This window comes from Myxococcus virescens, from assembly GCF_900101905.1.
GTDB lineage: Bacteria > Myxococcota > Myxococcia > Myxococcales > Myxococcaceae > Myxococcus > Myxococcus virescens.
Genome location: NZ_FNAJ01000005.1, coordinates 98,702 through 119,494, shown reverse-complemented (window position 1 = coordinate 119,494; position 20,793 = coordinate 98,702). Strand labels below are relative to the sequence as shown.

The window sequence follows — 20,793 nt, the reverse complement described above, 5'->3', positions numbered from 1 at the left end:
CGGCTCAGACGGAGATGAGGCCCTTGCGGATGCCTTCGGTGACGGCCTCCACGCGGTTGGTGACCTCCAGCTTCCGGTAGATGTGCTCCAGGTGCGTGCGGATGGTGGCCTTGCTGAGGTCGAGCAGGCGCGCCGCCTCGCTGTTGGACACGCCCTTGGCGATGAGCTGGAGGATTTCGCGCTCGCGGTCCGACAGCGGCTTGAGCAGGGGCTCCTGGGGCAGGTCGCTGGCCGACGGCTCCGGCGCGGTGGGCGGGGAGATCAGGGGGCTGGCGTCGGGCTCCACGCGGAAGTGACGGAGCAGCCGGCGGGCCAGGTTGGGCTGGATGACGGTGCCGCCCGCGCGGACTTCCTTGATGGCCTCGATGATCTTGTCCACCGGGGCGCCCTTGAGCAGGTAGCCGGAGGCGCCCGCCTTCACGGCCTCCAGCACTTTGTCCTCCTCGTCGAAGATGGTGAAGATGAGGATTTCAATCTTCGGGAAGCGCGCCTTCACCTCGCGCGTCACGTCGATGCCGCTCATGCGGGGCAGGCCCAGGTCGAGCAGCAGCACGTCCGGCATCAGCTTGGGCACTTCCTCCAGCGCGGCTTCACCGGAGAGCGCGGTGCCGATGATGTCCATCTCCGGGTGGTTCTCGAAGAGGCGGAGCTGGTTCTTGAGGATCTTCGTTTGATCCTCGACCACGAAGACGCGAATGGGCGGCGAATCAGGAGGCTGCGGGGCGTCCACGGGAGCTCCGGTCATGACGGGCGACAGGGAAGGGAGAATGCCACCTGGGCGCCAGCGCCGGGTGACGAGTCCACGATGAGCTGGCCACCGAGCTTCATGGCGCGCTCACGCATGTTCAAGAGGCCGTAGTGGCCGCGCGGCGTCCGGGAAGGGTCGAAGCCCTTGCCGTCGTCGCGTACGACGAGGTTGACACGGTCCTCGCTGAAGTCGAGCCGCACCTGGACGCCCTTGGCCTCCGCGTGCTTCACCGCGTTGGACAGCGACTCCTGGAGGATGCGGAACAGCGCCAGTTGCGCGTCCGGGTCCAGCTTGCGCTGGAGCCCGGTGCGCTCGAAGCGGATGTCCAGGCCCGTGCGCTCGCGGAACGTCTTCGCGTAGTCCTCCAGGCCCTGCGCCAGCTCGAAGTCCTCGCGCATCATCCGCAGGCTGCGCCGCAGCTCCTCGATGGACTCCTCCGCGGTGAGCTTCAGCTCGCGGATCTCCTCGCGCAAGGCCTCCTCGCGCGCGAGGTTCAGGATGTATTCGGACTGGATGATCATCGACGACAGGGACGCGCCCAGGCCGTCGTGGATCTCCCGGGCCATCCGGTTGCGCTCCTCCACCACCGCCAGCTCCTTGAGGTCTCCCTGGAGCGACACGACCTCGCGGTGCGCGGCGGCCTCGCGCTCGTTCAGGTACACGAGCACGTAGACGATGATGAAGTTGAGCGCCAGGTACCAGAGCAGGGTCAGCAGCTCCACCGCCGTCACGGAGCGGTTGAGGAGCAGGTCCAGCCGGGTGGTGATGGGCAGCGCCAGCAGCGGCGGCAGGATCGCCAGCGGCTTGGGGAAGAGGATGGCGAAGAGCGTGGTGAAGAGCAGCTGCGTGGCCAGCAGCGGGCTCTGGAGACCGCCGCCGACGTGCGGCTTGGCGATGAGCACCACGCTGATGGTCACGTCCAGGCAGAGGGTGATGTACGTCACCCAGCGGCCGGCCTTGGGGTGGTCGATGACCAGGAGGTTGGCGACGCTGTAGAGCAGCATCGCGAAGTAGCCCACGAAGGAGAAGGGCCCGGTGAGGCCGAAGTAGCCGCTCCAGGCCGGCACCGCGAGGATGAGCAGGCCCAGCGTGAGGAACATCATCCGCGCGTAGAAGAGCGCGCGGGCCCTGGCCACGAAGCGGTCCTGCTCCCACGAGGCGGCGGCCTGCTCCGCCGACACGCTGTCCGTCAGCTTGCGGCGCTCCAGGACCTTCCGCACCCGGGCGCGCAGGTCGTTGGCAGGCGTTTCCTCGCTCAATGCGAGTTGGGAATCCATTCGTCCGGCAGTCTACGGGAGCAACCGGGGGGCCGGGAATCCCGGAGGTGGCCCGCCCCGCTTTCTGGGGGGCGAGGGGGCAGGCCCCACGCCGGGCGGAAGCACCGCGTTACTCCGCGGCAGCGTCACCCGAGCACGCCTGGCGGACCTCAGGCTTGTTCTTGAAGATGAAGTCCAGCCGGTCGATCTGCTCGCCCGTGCGCTCGTTGAAGAGCGGCGTGCCGCCCGCGTACATGCTGCCCTCCGGGTTTCCGTACGCGTCCAGCCCCTGCTTCTGGAGCCACGAGTCCACGCAGGCCTCCTGGGCCGCGCGCGCCGTGGTGCCCGGGCCCGCGTCCTCGGCGCGCAGGGCCCCCTTGCTGGCGCCGGTGCGCGCGGCTTCGTCCGTGGCGGCGGAGGCATCGGTGGGCCCCGGGGCCTCGCCCGACTTGCGGGTGCAGCCAGGCGCCAGGAAGAGGACAGCGGAAAAGACGAGCACGCCGGTCAGGTTTTTCATATGTCCTGGCAGGTGGGGGCCGCGCGGACGCGGGACGGTGGAGAGACACCTGCGCCCTTCTGCATGGTGGTACGCAGGCGGCCCCACCATATTCGTTTCCGACCGCGTGGAGCAGTCATCCGATGCATGGCCACGGTACAGACCATCACCCCCGAATCCCCCATGCGTCCCGGCTGGAGCGCGCGCGCGTACTGCTGGTGGGGGCTGGCGGGCTCGGATGCCCGGCGTCGTTGGCGCTGGCCCAGGCCGGTGTCGGGCACCTGACGCTGGCGGATCCGGACTGCGTGGACGTGACGAACCTGCCCCGCCAGCTCTGGCACCGGGGCGAAGACGTGGGCCGGAACAAGGCGGAGTCCGCGACGGCGGGCCTGGCGCGGGCCTTTCCCGGCCTGAGCACGGAGGCCATCCCCGAGCGCGTGGACGCGAGCAACGCGGAGGGGCTCTTCCGCGCGCACGACGCCGTCATCGACGCCACGGACGGCGTGGCCACCAAGTTCTTCCTGTCGGACGTGGCGGTGCTGACGGGCGTGCCGCTCATCTATGGCGGTGTGCTGCGCATGCAGGGCCAGGCGATGCGCGTGGACCCGGGGGGGCCGTGTCTGCGCTGCCTCTATGAAGCGCCGCCTCCGCCGGACGCCGTGCCCACGTGTGCCCAGGCGGGGGTGCTCGGCTCGCTGGCGGGGCTGGTGGGCGCGGTGCAGGCACTGCTGGCGCTGGAGCTGCTGTCGGGTGCCGCGCGAGGTGGGCAGGGCGAGGCCACGCTGCACGTGCTGGATGCGGTGTCGATCCTGGGCCGGCGGACACGCGTGGCGCGGGCGCCGGACTGCGAGGGCTGTCGCGTCACGGCCATCCCCGCGTACCCTGAGTCTCCGGAGGCGTGCGCGACATGACGGCGAGGCTGGACATCACCCGCGAGGTCTGTCCGATGACCTACGTGCGGACGAAGCTGAAGTTGGAATCACTGGAGCCGGGCACGTTGCTGGAGGTGCTCCTTCGGGGCGCCGAGCCGCTGAAGAACGTGCCTCGCAACGCGCGCGACGAGGGCCACGAGGTCGTGTCCCTGGACGCGCTCCCGGACGGGACGCACCGGCTGGTGCTCCGCAAGCAAGGCAGGTGAGTGAGTCATGGCGACCCTTCGTATTCCTACTCCGATGCGGGGCTTCACCGGCAACCTGGCGGAAGTCGCAGCCCCCGGCGCCACCGTGCGTGAGGTGCTGAAGAACCTGGACGCGCGCCACCCGGGCATTGGCGGCAGGGTGTTCGACGAGCGCGGCGCGGTGCGGCGCTACGTCAACGTGTTCCTCAACGACGAGGACATCCGCGCGCTGAACGGGTTGGACACGCCGGTGAAGGACGCTGACCGCATCACCCTCATCCCCGCCATGGCGGGGGGCTGACGGCCATGGCGCTGCGCGAAGATCAGATCCTGCGCTACTCCCGGCAGATCCTCCTGCGCGAGGTGGGCGGACGTGGCCAGGAATCCCTGCTCGCGGGCACGGCGCGGCTGGATGGCATTGGCGCGTCAGGGCTGACGGCGGCGGCGTACCTGGCGGGAGGTGGCACGCCGGTGACGGGCGCGGGCTCGCTGACGCTGGGGCCCTGGGCGCCGGGCTTCCTGATGGGGCCTGCCGACGTGGGTCTGCCCGTGACGGAGGCGCTGGCCCGCGAGGTGCCCGCGCTGAACCCGGACGCGGGCGCGGTGGGGCAGGGGGGCGGGCTGGTGGCGGAGCTGCCCGCGGCGTGGAGTGGCGAGGCGCCCTGGGTGGCGCTGGGTGGCGATGGCATGCGGGCCGCCGTGGTCTTCCGAAGCGCGGAGGGGTGCCTCTGGTGCTTCGGTGAGACGGTGCGGCACCTGGGCTCGCCCCCGGATGGGGCGCTGGGCGTGGCCGTGGGGACGCTGGGAGCGCTCGTGTTTCAGCGGCTGCGGCTGGGCCTGGGCCCCGCGCTGGGCGGCAGGTGGTTGGTGGCACCTGGAACCGTGGAGGAGATGGAATTGCGCAGGTGCTCGCGCTGCGCGGGCCGTGAGCTGCCCGCCGAGCCGTGAGCCACTGGCCCGAGCACATCCTCGACGAGGTGGGGCGTCTCCTGGAGGCCGCGTATCCGTTCGAGGGCTGTGGGGTGATCCTCCGCGCGGAGGGGTCGGGCGCCCTGCGGATCCGCTCCCTGCGCAACGCCGCCGACAACCCACGCGTGGCGTACGCCTTCGCGCCCGAGGAGTGGCTGGCCGTCTGCATCGACGCGGATGTACGGTCAGAGCGAGTGGTGTGCGTGTTCCACTCGCATGTAGATGCACCGGCCACCTTCTCCCGGGAGGACCTGCTACGGGCGGCTCCGGAGGGGCATCCGCTGCTCTCGGATGTTTCCTACCTCATCGGATCCGTACATCGCGGCTGTGTTCACTACGTGTCGGAGTATGAGTGGCTTGAGGGAAACTTCGTGTTACGAACGGGCTGAAAGTGCATTGCAGAAACGAAAAAGCCTTGTCTGAGCAGGCACTTGAATGCCCGTCACCCCCACCTGCGGAAAGGTGGGCGCGAATTGTCAAGTGGCCGGGTTTTCGTCTATAACCGCGTCCATCTTCTGGATCTGCGGCGTCCATACGCAGCTTGCAAGAAGTGCTCCGGACGCAGGGAGTAGACGACCCATATGGCCTCCAACACTGGTTTCACCCTCTGGCTGACCGGCATGTCCGGTACCGGGAAGAGCACCACCGCCGCCTACATCGCCGCGCGCTTGCGGCAGGTGGGTCGCAACGTCGAGATCCTCGACGAGGGTGAACTTGGCGAGGCGCTGTGGGCGGGGCTGGGGGATGGCAAGGAGGACCGTATCACCGTCGTGAAGCGGCTGGGTTTCGTGGCGAACCTGCTGACGCGAAACGGCGTGGCTGCGCTGGTACCCTGCGTGAGCCCGTACAAGCCGGGCCGTGAGGAGAACCGCCGGTCGATTGGTCGCTACGTGGAAGTCTACGTCGACTGCCCGACGGAGAAGCTCATCGAGCGCGACACCACGGGCCGCTACAAGAAGGCGCTCAACGGGGAGATCCCCAACTTCATCGGCATCACCGAGCCGTATGAGCCGCCCAACTCGCCGGAAGTCACCATCCACTCCAACGTGGAGTCGGTGGAGGACGGCGCGGCGAAGATCTTCCAGTCGCTTCTGGACCTCGGCTACATGAGCACCGAGGAGCTGAAGGTCATCACCGGCAAGAAGATGAAGGCCAACCCGCTCCCCGCGAAGGGCGAGAAGGCGGAGAAGGCCGAGAAGGGTGGCGCCAAGGCCCGCCGCGCCGAGGAGTCCAAGCCCGCAGCGAAGGCGCCGAAGGCGGACAAGGGCGTCAAGGCCCGTCCGGCCACGCGCGCGGCCCGGGTGGCGAAGCCGGCCTCGGCGGCGAAGAAGGCCGCGAAGCGGAAGGCTCGCTAGGCGGCTGGGCTTCCGGGCCCGGTGTCATTTCCAAGGGGCTCCAGGTTGCCGCGCGGCGCGCGTGCAATCCGGGGCCCCTCCGTTTTAGGAGAGCTTCATGTTGAGCCCCGAGCGGATCAAGTCCCTGTGTGAGTCGTCGCGCCCCAAGCTGGAGTTGATGCGTGCCGCGCTGCGGGCCCATGGCAGCGTGCTGGTGGCATTCTCCGGCGGTGTGGATTCGACCTTCGTGCTGAAGGTGGCGGTGGAGGAGCTGGGCGACCGGGCGCTCGCGCTCACCGCGCTGTCCGCGTCCGTGGCGCCGGAGGAGGCCGACGAGGCGCGCGAGCTGGCGAAGCGGCTGGGCGCCCGGCACGTGGTGCTGGGCAGCAACGAGCTGGCGAACCCGCAGTACGCGGCCAACCCGACGAACCGCTGCTACTTCTGCAAGACGGAGCTGTACGACATCTGCGAGGCGCAGCGGAAGTCGTTGGGGTTGGCGGTGGTGTTGGACGGCTTCAACGCGGACGACTTCAAGGACCACCGGCCCGGCCATAAGGCGGCGCAGGAGCACCAGGTGGTGTCGCCGCTGGCGCAGGCGGGGCTGACGAAGGAGGAGATCCGGGCGTGGAGCCAGTCGCTCGGGCTGCCGACGTGGGACAAGCCGCAGATGGCGTGCCTGGCGTCGCGGATTCCGTACGGCACGGCGGTGACGCGGGATCGGCTGCTGCAGGTCGCCGCCGCCGAGTCGGAGCTGCGCAAGCTGGGCTTCCGACAGTTCCGCGTGCGGTACCACCAGGACGTGGCGCGGCTGGAGGTGGCGGCGGAGGAGTACGAGCGCTTCCTCGCGGCGGACGTGCGGCAGAAGATCAACACCGCGTTCCTGGCGCTGGGGTTCAAGTTCGTGGCGCTGGACCTGGAGCCGTTCCGCTCGGGCCGCATGAATGACGCGGCGGGTGTGGCGCGGCCGGGGGACACAGGCAAGCCGGAGGGCTTTTCGCTGCCCGTGGTGAGCTGAGCCGCGTCTCCTTGGTGGTGGTCGCGAGGCTCGGGAGCGGCTCACATCCCGGTGATGAGGTGGATGCCGCGTTCCCGTGCCAGGGCGCTCCGGGCCTCTGTGGAAACAGCGGTTCCGCGCAGGTCGAGTTCCCGCAGGTGTGGCAGCTTGTGCAACGCCGGGAGGCCCGCGTCGGTGACTTTCGTGCGCGTCAGGTAGAGGGTTCGGAGCGAACTGGGGAGGTGGCCGAGCATCTCGTCGCTGGTGTGGACGCCGGCGACGCTCAGCCAGACGAGGTTCGTGAAGCCCTGGAGTGCTTTCTGGCCCTCTGCGTCCAACCTCGTCGCGCCGAGGTCGAGCGTCGTGAGTCGGGCAAGGGTGTGCAGGCTCGTCAGGCTAGAACCATTGATGAGGGTCCCCGCGACATGGATTGCCTCCAGCTCTGTCCATTCGGCGAACTGGCCCAGCCCCACGTCCGTGAGGAGGGTACGTTCGGCTTTCAATGAATGGAGGCCGGGAAAGGCCTGCCGTATGGAGGGCACCCATTCGTCGGTGAACCCGGTCTTGCTCAACTCCAGGTGTCGCAGGAGTGGGCGGGAACCCAGGTTGTTCAGCCCCTCCGGGCCAATCGGCGTGTGGCTGAGCGCGAGTCGCGTCAGTTGGCTGAGGGGAGCGAGTGCCGTGAGGGAATCGTCCGTCAACGCGAGCCCCGAGAGCCAGAGTGATTCGAGCGCCACCAAGGTGCTCAGTTCTTGAAGTCCCGTGCCCGTGATGGCGGTGCGCGAGAGGTCGAGCTCCCTCAACTCGTTGAGTCCTCGAAGATGGCGCAGCGCTGAGTCGCCCACTCGTGTGTCGTCGAGGTGAAGCGCTTCCAGTCGAGAGAGGCCCGCGAGGTGGCGAAGTCCTGCGCCTCGGATTCGCGCCTTGCTGAGAACCAGCGCACGAAGCGCGGGCAGTTTCGCGAGGTGGAGCAACCCGGCGTCCGTCACCTGCGTGCTGCCCAGGTGGAGAGCTTCCAGTTCACGGAGTCCCGCGACGTGCGCGAGGCTGGCGTCTGAGGCAGCGGTACGCGCAAGGCCCAGCCGCCGAAGGGTGGGCATGGCGCTGAGGCCGCGGAGGCCGGCATCCGTGACTTTCGTGCCACTGAGGTTGAGCGTGTGCAACGGAGCGCCCGGCAGCACTGCGAGGACGGTGTCGTCCACCGCGGTATCCGACAGGTCGAGTTCCTCCAGCCCCGGTTGCCTCGCGAGGAATCCAAGCCCCTGGGATGTTACGGCTGTTCCAGCGAGGGTTACTCGACGCAGGGTGGTGTGCTCTGACAGCGGCGCAAGGCCTGCGTCGGAGACCGGCGTTTCGTCCAGCCGCAGCACTGCCAGTTGTTGCATGCGTTTGAGAGGAGCCAGCCCCGCGTCGGTGACCCGGGTGGCATTGAGGTGCAAGGCCTCGAGTTGGGTCGCGTTTTCCAGCGAGGCGAGGTGCGCGTTGCCGAAGTTCGTGCCAGACAACTGAAGCGCGACGACACCGGACTCCTGGAGCAGGGCCGCGAGCAGCCCAGGGGCTGGGACACTGGCAACGCCAAACGACAATTCGCGCACGCGATGCTCGCGCAGCACGGCAGCGACCTCGCGAGCCTCCGCTTCGGTACGCACGGGGCGCAAGGGTTCTGCGTACCAGTTGCCCGTGTCAGGTGGGGTGAAGCCTTCGGGCCCTGGTGGCAAATGTCCGAGCTCAGCGCTTGTCCCATCCGGTTCGAGGCGGAACACCGTGAGGAGTGGCTTGGGTTCCGTCACTACGACGGGGGGCGAGGACGGAGCGGGAATGACGGGCGTGGGACGGGCGGCGCAAGCCGTCACGACGAGCATCAGTCCTGCGAGCCATGGCGTTCCCGTGTGCATGGTGGGAGATCAACCCCTCCAAGGACTCAGGTCAATGCGTAACCTGTATGTGTTGCGATGCCATGTGGGAGGGCGAAAGGGGGGCCCACCTTGCACCTGGTTCCTTCAGCGCTGTTCGCGGCGGATGACGGCGGGAGTCAGTCCGGTGAGCCGGCGGAACACCGTGGTGAAATGGCTCTGTGAGCTGAAGCCCACCGCGAGCGCGATGTCTCCCAGCGGCAGCGACGCGTTGCTCAGCAATTCGCGCGCCCGTTCCACGCGTCGTTGCTGCACCCAGGCGTGCGGTGTCATGCCGGTGGACTGACGGAAGGCGCGGGTGAAATGAAAGACGCTCAAGCCGGAGCGCGTGGCCAGCTCACCCACGCGGATTGGCTCGGCAAGGTGCGCCTCCACGTAAAGCTGCACACGGCGAAGTGCGGCGGGGGAGAGCCCGCCTCGCTGGCGTGCCGCCCGTGAGGTCCCCGGTTCCTGAAGCAGTTTGGCCACCCGGGCCACGTGTCGGTCCTGGATGGCTCTCGCCGCTTTCAGGAACCCCGCGACGATTCGCAGGTGTTCCTCGGGCAGCCCGGCCATGAGCTGGTGGCCGTCTGCCTGGAGGGGACCCCAGAGGGTGTCGATCCACTCACGTGCGTGCGCGGTGAGCACCAGCCGCTGGCCACCACCGGCCGCTTCCCGCTGGACGTAGCCCGCAAGCTCCAGCCGCGCCACGTCGGCTTCGCGGGCGACGGCGCCGAGGGGCGTCGGGCCACCGAAGTGAATCTGCGTCAGGCACGCGAGGTCCGCGCGCCCGAGCGCGAGGACCTTCCCGACGGTGGCATCGAACTCCGCGGACGCGTCCTGGAACTGCACGACGTCCGAGCCAATCTGTTCGAGCAGGGCGGGCCGGGGGCTCATCGGGAACTCCGCAGGAAGGCGAAAAACGGCGCAAGGGCACGAAAGACGCTCGCGTGCCGGGAACGCATCCTGGCGCCATGATCAACCTGAAGCATTCCGTCGCGGCAATCGTCCTGTGGCTTTTCGTCGTCGTCCTGGGCATCGCCTTCGGCGCGGGACTCTACGAGCACCGCGTCACGTTGCCCCGATGGCTCGACACCCTGGGCGGACACTGGTCCGCGGAGGCCGCGCGGGAGGACAACGTGGGACTCCGCTTCTGGGCCTTCGTCACCACGGGGCCGCTGACGCTGCTCACCCTGGCGAGCCTCTACTTCGCATCCCAAGCCACCGGCGCGCTGCGCGTCTGGTGGCTCGGGGCCGCGTTGGCGGCGTTGGCCGACCGGCTCCTGACCTTCTCGTACTTCATCCCGACGATGCTGAGACTGCTGGAGGCGCCCGACAACGCCGCCGCCGTGGAGACCGCGGTGACGTGGGTGCGGATGAACCACCTGCGTCATGTGCTCAGCGCGGGGGCCTGGTTCTCGGCGCTCCAGGCCCTGTCCTGGCTCCGCTGGAAGGGCGGTTCGTGATCAGAACGTCCGATTCCGTGCGCGCACCGGGCCCCTGGCCGCTTCGCCAGGGGAGGGGAGCACGGACTGGCACATCCTCGGACGCGGACCCTGATAGAAACGTGATCCGCGCCATGGCCCGCGATCACTCCACGTCTCCCAGGGCGGGTTCCCGCCTGACACGCTGCGTCCATACCCTGATCAGCGCCTGTTCCGTGCTTCTGCCCGCGGCAGCCGGCGCGGCGGAGTACGTGGACGCGCCTTACGCGGAACGACGGGCCTTCTCACTGATCCTCGGCCCCGGCGCCTCCTACACCGAGTCCATTGATCGCTCGGAGTCCGACGCGAAGCATGGCGGGGACGCGCACCTGGACCTCGGGGGCAGCCGGACCGTGGGCTACGACGGGGACGAGGTCTTCGTGGTGATCCGCGGCAGCCTGCGCGGCCCGGATCTATCGGTGGTCGGCGGCTTCCAGAACTTCTACGGAGATGGGTCCTGGCAGACCTTCTATGATCTGGGCCTGCTGATCAGGCCGTTTTCTGGGCCGTGGCTGGGGCCTCGCGTAGCGTTGGGCGTGCGACACACCTTCTCCGAGCGGCTCGCGGTGTTCGGGGGACTCGGGCTTTCGCTCGGGTTCGGCGCGGGCCTGCGCGGAGACGCGGAAGCCTTCACCGGGGTTCAGTGGATCTTCCCGGTCGGATCGAAGTGAATTTCTTGCGATCAGACCGACTTGTGAGAATGTGTGCGCATCTGTAGGAGGTCGCGCACATGGACATGAATCCCCGCCTTACCTCAGTGGTCTTCCGGCTCAACCGCGAGAAGCTCGACGCCCTCAAGGACCTGTCGCGCACCACGCGCATCCGTCAGAGCGAGTACCTCCGCGAGGCCATCTCCGATCTGCTCGCGAAGTACGAAGAGCGGCTCGTCGACTGAAGATGGCCGTCCGGGCCCCACCGCGCGTCACCCGATGTGGAAGGGTGGCTCCAGCGGAAGCCCCGGGGGATGGAGACGCTCCCCGGCGGTGAAGGGGTCCACTTGGGGAGGGTAGCGAACCTCCCAGAGCACGAGGCCGTGAGCGGGCGCCTTGAAGCCCTCCATGGCCTGACCCGTCTCGAGCGCCGCGAGCCACGCCTCTTCTGGCAGCAGCCCCGCGGCCACCTTCAACGCGCTCCCCATCAAATAGCGGATCTGGTAGCGCGCGAAGCCGTCCCCGCGCAGCCGAGCCTCGTAGAGCCCACCGCCCAGCGCGTGCAGGGTGGCGGACTCCAGCGTGCGCGGCTTGCGTGGACTGGACTTCTCATGGAACGCGATGAAGTCCCGCGTCCCTTCCGCTGAACGCAGCAGCGCCGCCAACCGCTCCGGCGTCACCGTCGTGGCCTGGAGCAGCGGCTCCGAGGACACGTCCAGCGCATAGGGCGCCCATTCGGGCGTCACGGCCCCGCCCAGCTGGAACCGGTAGCGGTACTCCTTGCCGCATGCGCTCCACTGCGCATGAAAGGACGTGGGGCGGCGTACCCCGCACAGGCCCAGGCCCGGTGGCAATCGGGGTGGGAGCCGCTTCTCCAGGGACTCCGCCGAGTCGCCCGCTTCCAGCCGGACGCTCACCACCTGCATCCGGGCGTGGACGCCCCGGTCCGTGCGCCCCGATGGCATCAAGGTCGCCGGCACCCCCACGGACCGCAGCGCCTCTTCCAGGGCTGACTGGACGGTGGGGCCCTCGGGTTGGCGCTGGAAGCCGCGGAAGATTCCGCCGCGGTACCAGATCCACAGTGCGACGGGAATCCGCTTGGAGGTGGAGGGGAGCACGCCGTTGCTTGGGTGTGGGGAACCACGGGATACTCGCGCGCAAAATGGCAGCTGGACAAGACCTTGCGGCGGACGTGGACGGACTCTGGCTCTTCAAGCACGGGGACCTCGTCCTAGGGCCCGTCAGTGGTGCCCAACTCGTGGAGAAGCTCACCTCGGGCGAGCTGACGCTGGACACCCTGGTGGCGCCCGCAGGAGAGCGGGACTTCCACCGCATGTCCGAGGTGGACGCCTTCCGCGTGCATGTGGCCCGGGCGGAGGCGCGCGCCCGCGTGGACGCCGCGGTCGTCGTGGAGCGGGCGAAGTCCGCGAAGCGCTTGAAGATTCTCGGCGGCGCCGCGGTGGTGGGCGTGGTGGTGCTGGGCATCGTCGGCATCCAGTTGGCGCGCAACGCCGCCGTCCACGGGTGGTTCGGCGGCGGCGAGGTCCAGACGGACGACTTCGAGATGGGCGAAATCACCATCCGCGTGGCCCAGGCCCGGGCGGATGACGAGGAGCTCTTCGAGTACCCCGGACATGGCGCGCGCCGTCCGGGCTCGGGCGAGCCAGGGGTGAAGCCCGCCACCGGCAGCAGTGGTCCGGGCAAGGTGGCCATGGCCTCCACCACCCGAGCGCCGGCGGACCGGAGGCCCCGCCCCGGGGGCAGCGTGACCACCGACCCGGATGGCATGGAGATGACGCAGCAGTTCGACCAGTCCGCCATCAACCAGGTGGTGGCCAGCAACAAGTCCACGCTCTTCCGCTGCTTCAAGGAAGAGGCGGAGCGCACCCCCGGCCTCTACGCCAAGGTCCCCATGGAGTTCGTCATCGGGAACGATGGCCGGGTTAGCAAGCTGTGGGTGGACAACCATCAGTTCAAGAAGGGTCCACTCTACGAGTGCCTGCTGTCGGAGATGCGGAAGTGGCCGTTCCGCGCCTACGAAGGCGAGCAGGCGACGGTGGGCCTGTCGTTCACCATCGGCAAGCGGGGGTAGGGTCACTTTCTTGCCGGCACCCCGGGCATGCCCGATACCGTGGGCATGTCCGCCGCATCTGTTGCTGAGACCGAAATTGCGAAGAAGGCGCTGAGCGTCCCGCCGGGAACCTTCCGTCACACCGTGCTGACGGCCGCCAAGCGCTTCAAGTCCACCTGGGCCGAGCTGGGGAAGCTCCTGGTCCAGGTCCGGGATGAGGCCAAGTTCGAGGAGTGGGGCTACCCCTCCTTCGAGACCTATTGCCTCAAGGAACTGCACATCAAGAAGCAGACCGCCTTGAAGCTCACCCGCTCGTTCAGCTTCCTGACCAAGCACGAGCCCGAGGAGGAGCTCACCGCACAGGAGTTCCCCCAGCGCGCACCCGCGTTCGAGGTCATCGAAGTCCTCGCGGACGCGGAGGAGCGGGGCCAGCTGTCGCCCACTGAATACAAGTCCCTGCGCGACAGCATCTGGAGCCCGGAGAAGAACCCGGCCGAGCTGAAGAAGGAGTTCGCCGAGCGCTTCCCCCGTCCCCCGCCGGAGCCGCCCCCGGAGAGCGCCCAGGTACGGAAACTGGCGCAGATGGCCCGCAAGCTCGCGAGCGAGCTGTCGGGGAGCCGTCGGATTCCGAACGCCGTCGCCGAGCGGGCAGCCGCCCTGGCGGAAGACCTCGAGGACATCGCCTCGGGCGTGACGGACGCCTGAGCCGCTGTTACTGAACGCTGACCCGTTGGCGGGGGCTGTACGCTCGGCAACGGGCCTGTACCGCCGGGCTTCCTGCCCGAAGGGGAGGGCCCTATAGTGGTTCAGGGCCGCGTGGAAGGTGGGCCTGACGGCTGTTCGAGACGTGGGCAGGCCGTGCGGGTAGGGGAGCGGTGGACGGCGAAGGAGGCTCCGGGTGTCCGGAGCCGGCGAACTCGGAGGCGGCAGTGAAGAAGGAGCACCACGTCAACCTGTCTTGTTCGTTCTGCGGCAAGTCGCAGCGCGAGGTCCGCAAGCTCATCGCGGGCCCGACGGTCTACATCTGCGACGAATGCATCAAGCTGTGTAACGACATCATCGCGGACGAGAACGAGCGCGAGGAGGGCAAGCCCCAGGTCAGCTTGCCGACGCCGGCGGAGATCAAGGCGTTCCTCGACGACTACGTCATCGGACAGGACCAGGCGAAGAAGGTCCTCGCGGTGGCGGTGTACAACCACTACAAGCGCATCTATCAAAAGAAGCCGAACTCCCGGCCGCGTCCTGGCGTGAAGGGCCCCACCGGCGAGGAAGTGGAGCTGAGCAAGAGCAACATCCTGCTCATCGGTCCCACGGGAAGTGGCAAGACGCTGCTGGCCCAGTCGCTGGCGCGCTTCCTCAACGTGCCCTTCACCATCGCTGACGCCACCAGCCTCACCGAGGCCGGCTACGTGGGCGAGGACGTGGAGAACATCATCCAGAACCTCCTCCACAACGCCGACTACGACGTGGAGAAGGCCTCGCGCGGCATCGTCTACATCGACGAGATCGACAAGATCGCCCGCAAGGGTGACATGCCCAGCGCCACCCGCGACGTGGGCGGCGAGGGTGTGCAGCAGGCCCTGCTGAAGATCATCGAAGGCACCCGGGCCAACGTCACGCCGCGCGGCGGGAAGAAGTACAACCAGCAGGAGTACGTCCAGGTCGACACGACGAACATCCTGTTCATCTGCGGCGGCGCCTTCCACGGCATCGACGGCGTCATCAAGCGCCGCGTGGGCGAGAAGGGCCTCGGCTTCGGCGCGAAGATCACCCACCGCGAGGAGCGCAGCGTGGGTGAGCTGCTGGCGCTGACCGAGCCGGAAGACCTCATGCGCTTCGGCATGATTCCGGAGTTCATCGGCCGCCTGCCGATGATCGCCACGCTGAACGACCTGAAGGAAGAGGACCTGGTCATCATCCTCTCCCAGCCGAAGAACGCCCTGGTGAAGCAGTACCAGAAGCTCTTCGAGATGGAGAAGGTGAAGCTGACCTTCACGAGGGAGGCGCTGCGCGCCATCGCCCGTGAGGCGATGCGCCGTCACTCCGGAGCGCGCGGCCTTCGCGCCATCCTGGAGGATGCCATGCTGGAGATCATGTACGACGTGCCGTTCCGCGAGGGCGTCAAGGAGTGCAAGATCACCGAGCAGGTCATCACCAAGCACGAGGCGCCCCAGCTCGTCATGGAGAAGGAGAAGAAGACGGCCTAGCGGCGTCTTGCTTCTCCTGGAGTCCCAAGGCCCTGCTTCCCTCACGGGAGGCGGGGCCTTCGCTTTCAGGGCGCGGGCAGGGTGACGATGAACTCGGCCCCGGCGCCGGGCGCGCTCTCCACGCGGAGGTCGCCCTGGTGCTCCTGGACGATGTCGTGGCACAGGGAGAGCCCCAGCCCCGTGCCGACGCCCGCGGGCTTGGTGGTGAAGAAGGGGTGGAAGAGCTTCTCGCGGAGGTCCTCGGGGATGCCCGGCCCGTTGTCTCGGATGCGCAGCTCCACCTTGCTTCCGACGCGGCGGGTGCTCAGATGCACCTGGGGCGTGAAGCCCGCGCCGGCATGCGGTTGATGTTGCGCCGCGGCGTAGAACGCGTTGTCGAGGATGTTGGTGAGCATCCGGCTGATGTCGCTGGCCACCAGCTCCACGATGCCCACGGTGGGGTCCAACGTGGTCTCCATCTTCACGCTGGCCCCGCCGGGACGGCTGCGCAGGCCCTGCACCGCCAGGTTCACACTGTCGCGCACCAGCAGGTTGAGGTCCGACTTGGAGCGGGTGCCCTCCGACTTGCGCGAGTGCCGGAGCATCGTCTTGATGATGTCCGAGGCACGCGTGCCGTGGCTGTGGATGCGCTGGGCGTTCTGCTTCAAGTCCTGGAGCGTCTCCAGCACGTCCTCGCGGGCCTCGCTGTCGAGCCGGTCCGCCATGCCCTTCAGCGTCTCCTCCAGTTCGCCGGCCAGTCGTGAGGACAGGTTCGAGAAGTTGTTCACGAAGTTGAGCGGATTCTGGAGCTCATGGGCGATGCCCGCGGTGAGCGCGCCCAGGGACGCGAGCTTCTCCTGCGCCACGAGCTGGCGCTGCATCTCCTGAAGCCGGGTGAGCGTCTCCGCCAGCTCGGCGTTCTTGTGCTGGATTTCGGCGGTGCGCTCCTCCACGCGGCGCTCCAGCGTCCGGCTGTACTCCTCCAGGCTGGCGTAGAGGTCGGCGTTCTCCAGGGAGATGGCCGCCTGGAACGACAGCAGGCGCAGCACCTCCAGCCGCTCCGGGGTGAAGGCGCCCCGCGTGGCGTCGTTCTCCAGGTAGAGCACGCCCGTGAGCGAGCCCTGCTTCAAGAGCGGGCTGCACAGCAGGGACTTGGGCTGGGCGCTGCGGACGTAGGGGTCCTCGGAGAAGGGCTCTTCCGCTGAGGCGTCGTGGAGGAGCACCGTCTCTCCGGTGCGCACCACGTAGTGGATGATGGAGGTCGGCAGCGACGCGGAGGACTCCATGGGGATGGGCGCCTCGAGCACCACGCCATCGCCGTCCACGGAGCCTTCCGCCGCGATGACCAGGCCCTCGGTCCGTTTCAGCAGCAGCAGGCCCCGGCGCGCGCCCGCGTTCTCGATGACCAGCGTCATCAGCTTGCGCAGCAGCTTGCCCAGGACGATTTCGCCGGACAGCGCGCGCGCCGTCTTGATGACGGACGCCAGGTCCAACGCGGCCAGGGACGCTTCGGTGGGCGCATCCGTGCGCGTGGGGGTGGGGGCGGACGGCAAGAGCCGGGGGTGCTCCCGCTCCAGCCGAGCCGCGACGGCGCGGGCCCCCCAGCGCAGGTAGGCGGCGCGGGCTTCCTCCAGGTAGGTGCGGGCCACGCGCTCGCGGGCTTGCGTCAGGTGGAACCGTGCCGCGGCCTCGCAGGCCACGCCCTCGTCGAGCGACAGGCCGTACTGGCGCGCCAGCCGGATGGCCCGGTCATACGCATCCGCGGCCGAGCCCCCCTGGCCGTCCAGGCGGGCCCGCTCCGCGTCCAGCAGCTCCGCGCGGGCGCCATAGTTCATGGGGGCGATGCGGGCCCAGCCGCGCATGGACTTGCGGATGGCGTCGATGGCTCGTGACGAGCGAATCCGGTCCAGCGGCCCCAACGTCGGGTGGACCGCCATGAGCGCCAGGCCTTGGAAGAACTTGTACCAGGGCAGGTAGATCTGCCCGGCGATGAGCTCCACCTGGGCGTCCACCGCCGCGGCGCTCTCCAGCGCTCCGCGCGCATCGCCCCACAGCCAGCGGCGCAGGGTGCGTAGCACGTCGCAGGTGGCGATGCCGTTGCCGTAGTCGAGCTGCCGGTACGGCGCGACCAGCTCCTCCTCGCGGGCCTCCACGTTGCCGGTGAAGGCACCTGTGAGGGAGTCGAGCGTGTGCCGCATGTACTCGGTGAACAGCACGTTCTTGTGGCGATGGGTGGCCAGGATGTCCCGGTACCGGTCCATGCGCGGGCCACCGTCGGCCAGGCCGTCCCGGGCGATGAGGGCGGTGGCGCAGCCCGCGCTGGACGCATAGCCGAAATACTCGATGTCGCCCGTCTCCTGGCCCTTCTGCGCGGCGGCGAGGAAGTCGCCGACGCAGGCGGACAGCGGCTCCTTCCAGTGCCGGATGAAGAGGTTGAAGACGAAGGTCACCATGGCCCGCAGGCTCTCCGCCTGGAAGCGGTCCAGCGTCTTCAGCGCCAGCCGGCCGTAGCGGAAGCCTTCCTCGGGGTTGCCCAGGTGCACGCTCAACATCAGCCCGTAGCCCACGTAGCCGAACGCGGCCACGCCCGTGGCGCCGTGGCGGATGGTGAGCTGGAGCACGCGGAGCACCACCAGCGGAAAGAGCAGCGGGCGGGCCATGAAGGCCAGCGAGGACAGCTTCACCAGCAGCCGCAGCGTGGCGAGCAGGAGCGGGTCGGTGCACTCCGGGAGGGCCGCCAGGTCCTCGGGCTTGCGCAGACCCAGGCGCAGCTTCGTCTTCGCCACCGCGGCCAGCACGTGGGGTTGCTTCGGATTCGCGGGCAGGGGCTGGCCCAGCTTGCGCAACACCTCCAGGCCCAGGTCCACGCCGCGCGAGTGCTCGCCCCGGTGCGCGAGGCATTGGAGCCGGACCTCCTGCACGCGGACTTCCTCCGCGCTGTCCACCGCATGGGCCAGCGCCGCCGCCGCCAACCGCTCCATCAGGTCGAAGTCCGCGTCGAGGTACGCCGCTTCGGCCGCGTCGACGTGAAGGTCGAAGGCGAGCCGCCGGTCCTTCCGCCAGCCGTCGTCGCCGAGCAGGGACAGGCCCGTGTTCAACAGGCGCAGGGCCGCGGACCAGGCGCCTCGGGACTTGGCGCTGCGGCCGGCGCGCAGGTCCAGCTCCGCCACGCGGTGGCGCTCCTGCTCGTCGTGGAGCACGGGCAACGCCAGGTGGAAGTGGCTGACGAGCTCCGGGAGTCCTTCGTCGAGCCGCTCCGGGGGCGTGTGCCGCAGGAGCAGCCGGCCGATGCGGGCATGGATTTCCGGATGCACGTCCGCCGGAATCAGCTCCAGCGCGGCCTGCTGCACGCGGTCATGGGTGAACTGATACGTGCCCCCGCTGTCGAGGTCGGCGTCGTCAATGGGCGCCACCAGGCCCGCCTGGAGCACTTCGACGAGCCCCTTCTCGGCCGCCTCATCCGTACGCTCCAGGACGATGGCCAGGCTGCGCAGGTCGAACGTATGGCCCAGTGCCGCGGCGATGGGCAGCAGGGCCTGCGCGGCGGAGCTCAGCTCTCGGATGCGGGAGGTGAGCAGCGCCACCACGCCGTCACTGAAATCCTGTCCACGCAGCGCGCTGGCATCCCACCGGAAGCCACCGCCGTCCGCGTCGAAGCGCACCAGCCCGCGCTCGTAGAAGGTGCGCAGCAGCTGCACCGCGTGGAACGGGTTGCCTTCCGTCAGCGACAGCACCAGGTCGTCGAGCTGCGCGTCGGGTTGGCCCTCGGCGGGAGGGAACACGTCCGCGACCAGCCTCGTCACGTCCTCGGGAGACAGCGGCGCCAGGTCGATGCGGTGGACCGGCGTGCCGTGGTCCTGGAGCGCGCGGGCAAGGGACTCCACGGGATGGTCGGAGCTCAGCTCTTCGGAGCGGCACCCCGCGACCACGAGCAGGTGTTCGATGTCCCGGTCCGTCAGGAGCAGCCGCAACAGCTGGAGGCTGGTGCTGTCCGCCCAGTGCAGGTCGTCCAGGACGAGCACCAGGGGATGTTCCCGTGTGGCGAGCGCGGCCACCAGCTTGCGCAGGACCAGTTGGAAGCGCAGCTCCGACTCCGCGGGCCCCAGCTCCGGGACGGGAGGCTGGTCGCCAAGCACCAGCGCCATGCGAGGCACCGCATCCACCACCAGCCGGCCCATGCCGCCCACGGCTTCGAGGAGGTGCTGACGCCAGGTCTCCAGCTCCTGCTCCTGCCCTCCGAGGAGCGCGCGAGCCACCTCGCGGAAGGCCTCGAAGATGCCGCTGTAGGGCGTGTCGCGGAGGAGCTGGTCGTACTTTCCTCGGGCGAAGTGGCCCTGGCGCTCCGCGACGGGCCGCTTGAGCATCCCAGTGAGGGCCGATTTGCCCATGCCCGCCGCGCCAGAGACGAGCACGAAGGCGGAGCGGCCTGAGGCGGCGCGCTCGAAGGCGTCGCGCAGGGCCGCCTGCTGGGGCTCGCGGCCGTAGAGCTTCTCGGGGACGGCGAAGCGCTCAGGGACGTCCTTGGCGCCCAACACGAAGGCGGCGACGGGGCCGGGGCCCTCCAGGGCACCCAGGCAGCGCTGGAGGTCCGCCACGAGCCCATAGGCGCTCTGGTAGCGGTCCTCGGGGGACTTGGCGAGCAGCTTGAGCGCGATGTCGGACAGGGGCTGGGGCAGCTCGGGGTCGACACTGACGGGCGGAGGCGGGGGCAGGGCGACGTGTGCGTGGATGAGGCCCAGCGCATCCGTGTCCGCGAAGGGGCGGCGCCCGGTGAGCAGCTCGTAGAGCACCACGCCCATGGAATAGAAATCTGCCCGCGAGTCCACGCTGCGGTGGGTGCGCCCGGTGCCCTCGGGGGAGAGGTATTCGAGGCGGCCCTCCAACCGCTCGGGCGCGAGCGGTGCGACCTCGGCGCGGGGTCTGCGCGTGGCGAGGGTGAAGCCAGTGAGCTTCACGGACTCGCCATCCGTGCCCACGAGGATGCTGCTGGGGTTCAGGTCCCGGTGGAGGATGCCCTGCTCGTGGATGGCACCCAGGGCGCGCGCCAACGACAGCGCGATACGGCATGCGGCGCGCGGCTCCACGCGCCCGTGTGACAGGCGTTGGGTCAGCGTCGCATCACCGAAGCCTTCCAGGATGAGCACGGGCGCGCCGTCCCGCGCTTCGGCCCACGCCAGGGGCCGCAGGACGCCGTCGAGACTCAGGGCGTTCGTCAGCTCCCACTCATGGCGAAGCCGCGTGGTGGCGACGGGGAGCCGCGCCGCGTCGGGAATCTTGAGGATGACCGAGGCGCCGTCCTCCTCGCGTGTGGCGCGCAAGAGCTGGAAGGCCCCTGCGGTGGTGACCTCTCTGCCGATGCGGTAGCCGGGAACATCCATCATTGCTTCCACCCGTGCGCGAAGGAGCGCACTCCCCGTTGAGGCGGGGAGGGTAGCCCTGGCACTGGGGGCTCGCAACAGAGCGCGGGCGATGTGAGGACGGATGCCTGCCCGCGGGTGAAGTGGAGTGGGCCTCGCGGGTGTGCGATGGATCGAGTCACCGTGCTGAGACCCTCTGGGATGGCTGGCCTGGCCGCACGAAGCGGTGGACGACACGC

The 20,793-nt window shown here is 69.0% G+C and carries 20 protein-coding genes; 13 read left to right on the top strand and 7 right to left on the bottom strand.

Going from position 1 to position 20,793, the window contains the following annotated elements; genetic code table 11:
• Positions 1-4 precede the first annotated feature (4 nt).
• From BLU09_RS16630 to BLU09_RS16620, 3 genes are all read right to left on the bottom strand, one after another.
• Complete coding sequence (locus BLU09_RS16630) at positions 5-745, bottom strand: response regulator (RefSeq protein WP_090490528.1); 741 nt, start codon at positions 743-745, stop codon at positions 5-7.
• Positions 742-2,025 carry a sensor histidine kinase gene (locus BLU09_RS16625; RefSeq protein WP_090490527.1) on the bottom strand — a complete coding sequence of 428 codons (1,284 nt, stop codon included), beginning with the start codon at positions 2,023-2,025 and terminating at the stop codon, positions 742-744. Before BLU09_RS16625 ends, BLU09_RS16630 begins: the two co-directional genes overlap by 4 nt.
• 109 nt (positions 2,026-2,134) lie before the next feature.
• Positions 2,135-2,521, bottom strand: a complete 387-nt coding sequence (locus BLU09_RS16620) for a hypothetical protein (protein ID WP_244171780.1) — start codon at positions 2,519-2,521, stop codon at positions 2,135-2,137.
• 122 nt (positions 2,522-2,643) lie between these two features.
• Between BLU09_RS16620 and BLU09_RS16615 the strand changes: the two genes are divergently transcribed.
• The 7 genes from BLU09_RS16615 (at position 2,644) to larE (ending at position 6,935) form a co-directional block, all read left to right on the top strand.
• The gene (locus tag BLU09_RS16615; RefSeq protein ID WP_011554076.1) at positions 2,644-3,411 is read left to right on the top strand and encodes a HesA/MoeB/ThiF family protein; all 768 of its coding nucleotides are present in this window, start codon (positions 2,644-2,646) and stop codon (positions 3,409-3,411) included.
• The gene (locus BLU09_RS16610; protein WP_090490525.1) at positions 3,399-3,638 is read left to right on the top strand and encodes a sulfurtransferase TusA family protein; all 240 of its coding nucleotides are present in this window, start codon (positions 3,399-3,401) and stop codon (positions 3,636-3,638) included. Before BLU09_RS16615 ends, BLU09_RS16610 begins: the two co-directional genes overlap by 13 nt.
• Before the next feature lie 7 nt (positions 3,639-3,645).
• Positions 3,646-3,918 (top strand): ubiquitin-like small modifier protein 1, encoded by a 273-nt coding sequence (locus tag BLU09_RS16605; protein WP_090490524.1) that lies wholly within the window; start codon positions 3,646-3,648, stop codon positions 3,916-3,918.
• 5 nt (positions 3,919-3,923) lie between these two features.
• Entirely contained in the window at positions 3,924-4,565 is a 642-nt protein-coding gene (locus BLU09_RS16600) for a molybdopterin biosynthesis protein (protein ID WP_090490523.1), read from the top strand.
• Positions 4,562-4,975, top strand: coding sequence for a M67 family metallopeptidase (locus BLU09_RS16595; protein WP_090490522.1), 414 nt, complete (start codon positions 4,562-4,564; stop codon positions 4,973-4,975). Before BLU09_RS16600 ends, BLU09_RS16595 begins: the two co-directional genes overlap by 4 nt.
• A gap of 192 nt (positions 4,976-5,167) precedes the next feature.
• Positions 5,168-5,941, top strand: coding sequence for an adenylyl-sulfate kinase (gene cysC, locus BLU09_RS16590; RefSeq protein ID WP_090490521.1), 774 nt, complete (start codon positions 5,168-5,170; stop codon positions 5,939-5,941).
• A 97-nt stretch (positions 5,942-6,038) separates the two neighbouring features.
• Complete coding sequence (larE, locus tag BLU09_RS16585; protein WP_090490520.1) at positions 6,039-6,935, top strand: ATP-dependent sacrificial sulfur transferase LarE; 897 nt, start codon at positions 6,039-6,041, stop codon at positions 6,933-6,935.
• Positions 6,936-6,976: 41 nt separating this feature from the next.
• On the opposite strand, the gene BLU09_RS16580 is transcribed toward larE, so the two are convergent.
• Together BLU09_RS16580 and BLU09_RS16575 are read right to left on the bottom strand one after the other, a co-directional pair.
• Complete coding sequence (locus BLU09_RS16580) at positions 6,977-8,563, bottom strand: leucine-rich repeat domain-containing protein (protein WP_244171778.1); 1,587 nt, start codon at positions 8,561-8,563, stop codon at positions 6,977-6,979.
• A gap of 351 nt (positions 8,564-8,914) precedes the next feature.
• A complete protein-coding gene (locus tag BLU09_RS16575) occupies positions 8,915-9,703 on the bottom strand; it encodes a helix-turn-helix domain-containing protein (protein ID WP_090490518.1) in 789 nt (262 codons plus the stop codon).
• Between the two features lie 77 nt (positions 9,704-9,780).
• Here BLU09_RS16575 and BLU09_RS16570 point away from each other — a divergent pair, with 77 nt between their 5' ends.
• The 3 genes from BLU09_RS16570 (at position 9,781) to BLU09_RS16560 (ending at position 11,185) form a co-directional block, all read left to right on the top strand.
• A complete protein-coding gene (locus BLU09_RS16570) occupies positions 9,781-10,272 on the top strand; it encodes a DUF1772 domain-containing protein (protein WP_186817790.1) in 492 nt (163 codons plus the stop codon).
• A 113-nt stretch (positions 10,273-10,385) separates the two neighbouring features.
• Entirely contained in the window at positions 10,386-10,961 is a 576-nt protein-coding gene (locus tag BLU09_RS16565) for a hypothetical protein (protein WP_090490878.1), read from the top strand.
• A gap of 59 nt (positions 10,962-11,020) precedes the next feature.
• Positions 11,021-11,185 carry a ribbon-helix-helix domain-containing protein gene (locus BLU09_RS16560; protein ID WP_011554065.1) on the top strand — a complete coding sequence of 55 codons (165 nt, stop codon included), beginning with the start codon at positions 11,021-11,023 and terminating at the stop codon, positions 11,183-11,185.
• Positions 11,186-11,212: 27 nt separating this feature from the next.
• On the opposite strand, the gene BLU09_RS16555 is transcribed toward BLU09_RS16560, so the two are convergent.
• Positions 11,213-12,058, bottom strand: a complete 846-nt coding sequence (locus tag BLU09_RS16555; protein ID WP_090490516.1) for a tRNA pseudouridine synthase A — start codon at positions 12,056-12,058, stop codon at positions 11,213-11,215.
• 44 nt (positions 12,059-12,102) lie between these two features.
• On the opposite strand from BLU09_RS16555, the gene BLU09_RS16550 reads away from it, so the two are divergent.
• The 3 genes from BLU09_RS16550 (at position 12,103) to clpX (ending at position 15,218) form a co-directional block, all read left to right on the top strand.
• Positions 12,103-13,032: an AgmX/PglI C-terminal domain-containing protein gene (locus BLU09_RS16550; RefSeq protein ID WP_186817791.1), complete on the top strand. Its 930-nt coding sequence runs from the start codon at positions 12,103-12,105 to the stop codon at positions 13,030-13,032.
• 27 nt (positions 13,033-13,059) lie between these two features.
• Complete coding sequence (locus tag BLU09_RS16545; protein WP_011554062.1) at positions 13,060-13,716, top strand: hypothetical protein; 657 nt, start codon at positions 13,060-13,062, stop codon at positions 13,714-13,716.
• Positions 13,717-13,940: 224 nt separating this feature from the next.
• Positions 13,941-15,218: an ATP-dependent Clp protease ATP-binding subunit ClpX gene (clpX, locus tag BLU09_RS16540; protein WP_090490877.1), complete on the top strand. Its 1,278-nt coding sequence runs from the start codon at positions 13,941-13,943 to the stop codon at positions 15,216-15,218.
• Positions 15,219-15,283: 65 nt separating this feature from the next.
• Here the strand turns inward: clpX and BLU09_RS16535 are convergent, their stop codons facing one another.
• Positions 15,284-20,578, bottom strand: coding sequence for a trifunctional serine/threonine-protein kinase/ATP-binding protein/sensor histidine kinase (locus BLU09_RS16535; RefSeq protein ID WP_090490514.1), 5,295 nt, complete (start codon positions 20,576-20,578; stop codon positions 15,284-15,286).
• Positions 20,579-20,793: the final 215 nt, after the last annotated feature.

Bases quoted from the DNA above. Each gene is read 5' to 3' on its own strand.
- BLU09_RS16630 (WP_090490528.1), bottom strand. From the start codon at position 745: ATGACCGGAGCTCCCGTGGACGCCCCGCAGCCTCCTGATTCGCCGCCC.
- BLU09_RS16625 (WP_090490527.1), bottom strand. From the start codon at position 2,025: ATGGATTCCCAACTCGCATTGAGCGAGGAAACGCCTGCCAACGACCTG.
- BLU09_RS16620 (WP_244171780.1), bottom strand. From the start codon at position 2,521: ATGAAAAACCTGACCGGCGTGCTCGTCTTTTCCGCTGTCCTCTTCCTG.
- BLU09_RS16615 (WP_011554076.1), top strand. From the start codon at position 2,644: ATGCATGGCCACGGTACAGACCATCACCCCCGAATCCCCCATGCGTCC.
- BLU09_RS16605 (WP_090490524.1), top strand. From the start codon at position 3,646: ATGGCGACCCTTCGTATTCCTACTCCGATGCGGGGCTTCACCGGCAAC.
- BLU09_RS16600 (WP_090490523.1), top strand. From the start codon at position 3,924: ATGGCGCTGCGCGAAGATCAGATCCTGCGCTACTCCCGGCAGATCCTC.
- cysC (WP_090490521.1), top strand. From the start codon at position 5,168: ATGGCCTCCAACACTGGTTTCACCCTCTGGCTGACCGGCATGTCCGGT.
- larE (WP_090490520.1), top strand. From the start codon at position 6,039: ATGTTGAGCCCCGAGCGGATCAAGTCCCTGTGTGAGTCGTCGCGCCCC.
- BLU09_RS16575 (WP_090490518.1), bottom strand. From the start codon at position 9,703: ATGAGCCCCCGGCCCGCCCTGCTCGAACAGATTGGCTCGGACGTCGTG.
- BLU09_RS16570 (WP_186817790.1), top strand. From the start codon at position 9,781: ATGATCAACCTGAAGCATTCCGTCGCGGCAATCGTCCTGTGGCTTTTC.
- BLU09_RS16565 (WP_090490878.1), top strand. From the start codon at position 10,386: ATGGCCCGCGATCACTCCACGTCTCCCAGGGCGGGTTCCCGCCTGACA.
- BLU09_RS16560 (WP_011554065.1), top strand. From the start codon at position 11,021: ATGGACATGAATCCCCGCCTTACCTCAGTGGTCTTCCGGCTCAACCGC.
- BLU09_RS16550 (WP_186817791.1), top strand. From the start codon at position 12,103: ATGGCAGCTGGACAAGACCTTGCGGCGGACGTGGACGGACTCTGGCTC.
- BLU09_RS16545 (WP_011554062.1), top strand. From the start codon at position 13,060: ATGCCCGATACCGTGGGCATGTCCGCCGCATCTGTTGCTGAGACCGAA.
- BLU09_RS16535 (WP_090490514.1), bottom strand. From the start codon at position 20,578: ATGATGGATGTTCCCGGCTACCGCATCGGCAGAGAGGTCACCACCGCA.